Origin of the sequence: Allobosea sp. CER48, assembly GCF_044752385.1 — a bacterium.
In the GTDB taxonomy this organism is placed as follows: Bacteria; Pseudomonadota; Alphaproteobacteria; order Rhizobiales; family Beijerinckiaceae; genus Allobosea.
The window spans coordinates 1-4,271 of sequence record NZ_JBIWYK010000272.1; the positions used below are offsets into that span (position 1 = coordinate 1).

Sequence of the window (4,271 nt, forward strand, 5' to 3'; positions counted from 1 at the left end):
GGCTAGGGCTGGCGCCTTGGCCGAGACCGTGATTTGCGGAAGCAGAAGCTCAATTGAGGGGAACTTCGCCTCTCATTTCATTTTCATCATCTGCCCGGAATGATCAGCTGCACCCGGTCGTCGATCCGCAGGTGTTGCACTTCAGGCAGGTGCCGTTGCGGACCAGGGTGAAGTTGCCGCATTCGCCGCAGCTGTCGCCGACATAGCCCTTCATGATCGCCTCCGCCCGGCGCTCGGACTGGCTTGGCTGTGTCGCCGGTGCGGAGAAGCCGAGCTTGGCCATCTCCGCCTCGCCATAGGCCTCCGGCTCTTCCTTCAACGCCGTCGCGCCGGCAGTGGCGAGAGCCGTCACGGTTGAGGCCGACCTTGCGACCGCATCATTGGCCGCACCGCCGCCCTGGATGGCGAGCAGGTTGATCGGCTTGCCACGGCGGAAGCCGGTCGAGGCGAGGGGGGTCGTCACGATCGGAGCCGCATCCGGCGCCTTGTCCTGGCCGACGCCGCCGCCGATCACGTCATGGCCGATCTCGCTGGGATCGACATGGGCGAGGTCGTTGCGGCCGAGATAGGAGATCGCGAGCTCGCGGAAGACATAATCGAGGATCGAGGTCGCGTTCTTGATCGACTGGTTGCCGGCAACGAAACCCGAGGGCTCGAAGCGGGTGAAGGTGAAGGCCTCGACATACTCCTCCAGCGGCACGCCGTATTGCAGGCCGAGCGAGACCGCGATGGCGAAGTTGTTCATCATCGCCCGGAAGGCCGCGCCCTCCTTGTGCATGTCGATGAAGATCTCGCCGAGGCGCCCGTCCGAGTACTCGCCGGTGTGGACATAGACCTTGTGGCCGCCGACCGTGGCCTTCTGGATGTAGCCCGTGCGGCGATCCGGCATCTTCTCGCGCTCGCGCTTGCGCTCGATGCGCTCGACGATGCGCTCCACGATCTTCTCCGAGATCTGGGTGGCCCGTGCCGCCATCGGCTGGGCGACCAGCGTCTCGACTGCGTCGTCCGCCTCGTCGTCGTCGTCCGAGATCAGGGCCGAGTTCAGCGGCTGCGAGAGCTTGGAGCCGTCGCGGTAGAGCGCGTTCGCCTTCAGCGCCAGCTTCCACGAGAGCATATAGGCGCTCTTGCAGTCCTCGACGGTCGCTTCGTTCGGCATGTTGATGGTCTTGGAGATCGCGCCAGAGATGAAGGGCTGCGCCGCCGCCATCATGCGGATGTGGCTCTCGACCGAGAGATAGCGCTTGCCGATGCGGCCGCAGGGGTTGGCGCAGTCGAAGACGTTGTAGTGCTCTGTCTTCAGGTGCGGGGCGCCTTCCAGGGTCATCGCGCCGCAGACATGGACGTTGGCGGCCTCGATCTCGGCCTTGGTGAAGCCGAGGAAGGGCAGGAGCTCGAACGACATGTCGTTGAGCTTCTCGGCCGGAACCTTCAGCGTGCCGGTCAGGAAGTCCTCGCCCAGCGTCCACTTGTTGAAGACGAACTTGATGTCGAAGGCGCTCTTCAGCCCCTTCTCGACCGCCTCGATCTTCTCGTCGGTGAAGCCCTTGGCGCGCAGCGTCGAGGGGTTGATGCCCGGCGCCTGCTTCATCGAGCCGTGGCCGACCGCATAGGCCTCGATCTCGGCGATATCGGCCTCGCGGTAGCCCAGCGCGCGGAGCGCGTCCGGCACGGCGCGGTTGATGATCTTGAAGTAGCCGCCGCCGGCGAGCTTCTTGAACTTCACCAGCGCGAAATCGGGCTCGATGCCGGTGGTGTCGCAATCCATGACGAGGCCGATCGTGCCGGTCGGCGCGATCACGGTCGCCTGGGCGTTGCGGTAGCCGTAACGCTTGCCCTGCTCCAGCGCCTCGTCCCAGACGATGCGCGAACGCTCCGCCATGGTGACGGCCGAGCCGCCCATGCGGGCCAGCGTGGCGTGGTCGAGCGGCACCGGGGTGACGCTCAGGCCTTCATAACCATCCGCCAGGCCATGGGCCGCGGTGCGATGGTTGCGGATGACGCGCAGCATGTGGCTGGCGTTCTTCTTGTAGCCCGGGAAGGGGCTGAGCTCGCCGGCCATTTCGGCCGAGGTCGCATAGGCGACGCCGGTCATGATCGCGGTGAGCGCGCCGGCGAGAGCGCGGCCCTCGTCGGAGTCGTAGCCGAGGCCCATCGACATCAGCAGGCCGCCGATATTGGCGTAGCCGAGGCCGAGGGTGCGGTACTCGTAGGAGAGTTCGGCGATCTCGCGGCTCGGGAACTGCGCCATCGTCACCGAGATCTCGAGCACGACCGTCCAGAGCCGGCAGAGATGCTCATAGGCGGCGACGTCGAAGGACTTGGTTTCGGTGTCGTAGAACTGCAGCAGGTTGGCCGAGGCCAGGTTGCAGGCGGTGTCGTCGAGGAACATGTACTCGGAGCACGGGTTGGACGCCCGGATCCGGCCGGAGGCCGGGCAGGTGTGCCAGTCGTTCATCGTCGAGTTGAAGTGCAGGCCGGGATCGGCCGAGGCCCAGGCGGCGTAGCCGATCTTCTCCCAGAGGTCGCGCGCCTTCAGCGTCTTGAGGACCTTGCCGGTGGTGCGGCCGGTCAGGTTCCAGTCGCTATCCGTCTCCACCGCGCGCAGGAAATCGTCGGTCAGCGAGACCGAGTTGTTCGAGTTCTGGCCGGAAACGGTGAGATAGGCGTCGGAATCCCAGTCCGTGTCATAGGTGTCGAAGGAGATGTCCTTGTAGCCCTGCTTGGCGAACTGGATGACGCGCTTGATGTAGTTGTCCGGCACCAGCGCCTTGCGGGCGAGCTTGATCTCGCGCTTCAGGGCCGGGTTCTTCTCCGGGTCGAAGCAGGCGTCGCCCTCGGCCTCGCAGTTCACGCAGGCCTTGAGCACGGCCTTCATGTGCTTCTTGACGGTCTTGGAGCCGGTGACGAGGGCGGCGACCTTCTGCTCTTCCTTCACCTTCCAGTCGATATAGGCCTCGATATCCGGGTGGTCGGCATCGACCACGACCATCTTCGCGGCGCGGCGGGTGGTGCCGCCCGACTTGATGGCGCCGGCGGCACGATCGCCGATCTTGAGGAAGGACATCAGGCCCGAGGACTTGCCGCCGCCGGCGAGCTTTTCGCCTTCGCCGCGCAGCATCGAGAAGTTCGAGCCGGTGCCGGAGCCATACTTGAACAGGCGGGCCTCACGGACCCAGAGGTCCATGATGCCGCCCTCGTTGACGAGGTCGTCCTGCACACCCTGGATGAAGCAGGCATGCGGCTGCGGATGCTCGTAGCTCGACTTCGACTTCACCAGCTTGCCGGTCTTGAAGTCGACGTAGAAATGGCCCTGGCTGGGGCCGTCGATGCCATAGGCCCAGTGCAGGCCGGTGTTGAACCATTGCGGCGAATTCGGCGCGACGCGCTGGGTGGCGAGCATGAAGCGCAGCTCGTCATGGAAGGCGGCGGCATCCTCCTCGGAGGAGAAATAGCCGCCCTTCCAGCCCCAATAGGTCCAGCAGCCGGCGAGGCGATCGAAAACCTGCTTGGAAGAGATCTCGGAGCCGTAGCGCTCGCCTTCCGGCAGCGCGGCGAGGGCGGCCTCGTCGGGGGCGGAGCGCCAGAGGAAGGAGGGAACGTCATTCTCCTCGATCTTCTTCAGGCGGGCGGGCACGCCGGCCTTGCGGAAGTACTTCTGGGCGAGGACGTCGCTGGCGACCTGCGACCAGGCCTCGGGCACCTCGATGCCTTCGAGCCGGAAGACGACCGAGCCGTCCGGGTTCTTGATCTCGCTGACGGCCGATCGGAACGCGATCGCGGCATAGGGCGACTGTCCGGCGGAGGTGTAGCGGCGCTCGATGCGCATGATCTTCGTCCCTTGATCTGCCGCGGGCTCGCCTTGAAGCCACGCGCGGCCGGTTGATCACCGGCTCCTGATGTCAGCCCAAACTCGGTTCGATGCCCTGTGGGTCCTCTGCGGTGTCGCCCCGCTTGCAGGCCCGGTCACGCCCAAAATGTCCGCGCGGATCCGTTCGCTTCCGCTCTTTGCGGATACGGCGGCAGGCCCGGAACACACTGGAAAACTAGGGTTTCGCAGTCATCCAGAGGGGGTCCCGCCGGCCGTCATGCGATGGACAAAATCTAGCGCCGTTCGCTGCCGCTCGTCAAGGAATAGTGCTCGTCGATCCCTGTGGACACGACATCTGGTAGGGATGTGTGGGTTATGGGGATAAGTTTCAAGGCACCGGCTAAGCCTTGGAAATGGCGGGGAGAATCGCCGCGTCGCGGCAAGATTGCCACAGCGGCGGCCG

At 65.3% G+C, this 4,271-nt stretch carries 1 protein-coding gene; it reads right to left on the bottom strand.

The window, feature by feature from the left end; all coding sequences use genetic code 11:
* Window positions 1–103: 103 nt before the first annotated feature.
* Window positions 104–3,826, bottom strand: a complete 3,723-nt coding sequence (locus ACIPIA_RS11090) for a vitamin B12-dependent ribonucleotide reductase (RefSeq protein ID WP_400509442.1) — start codon at window positions 3,824–3,826, stop codon at window positions 104–106.
* Window positions 3,827–4,271 lie beyond the last annotated feature (445 nt).

Coding starts and splice junctions, on each gene's coding strand:
- ACIPIA_RS11090 (WP_400509442.1), bottom strand. CDS start 3,826: ATGCGCATCGAGCGCCGCTACACCTCCGCCGGACAGTCGCCCTATGCC.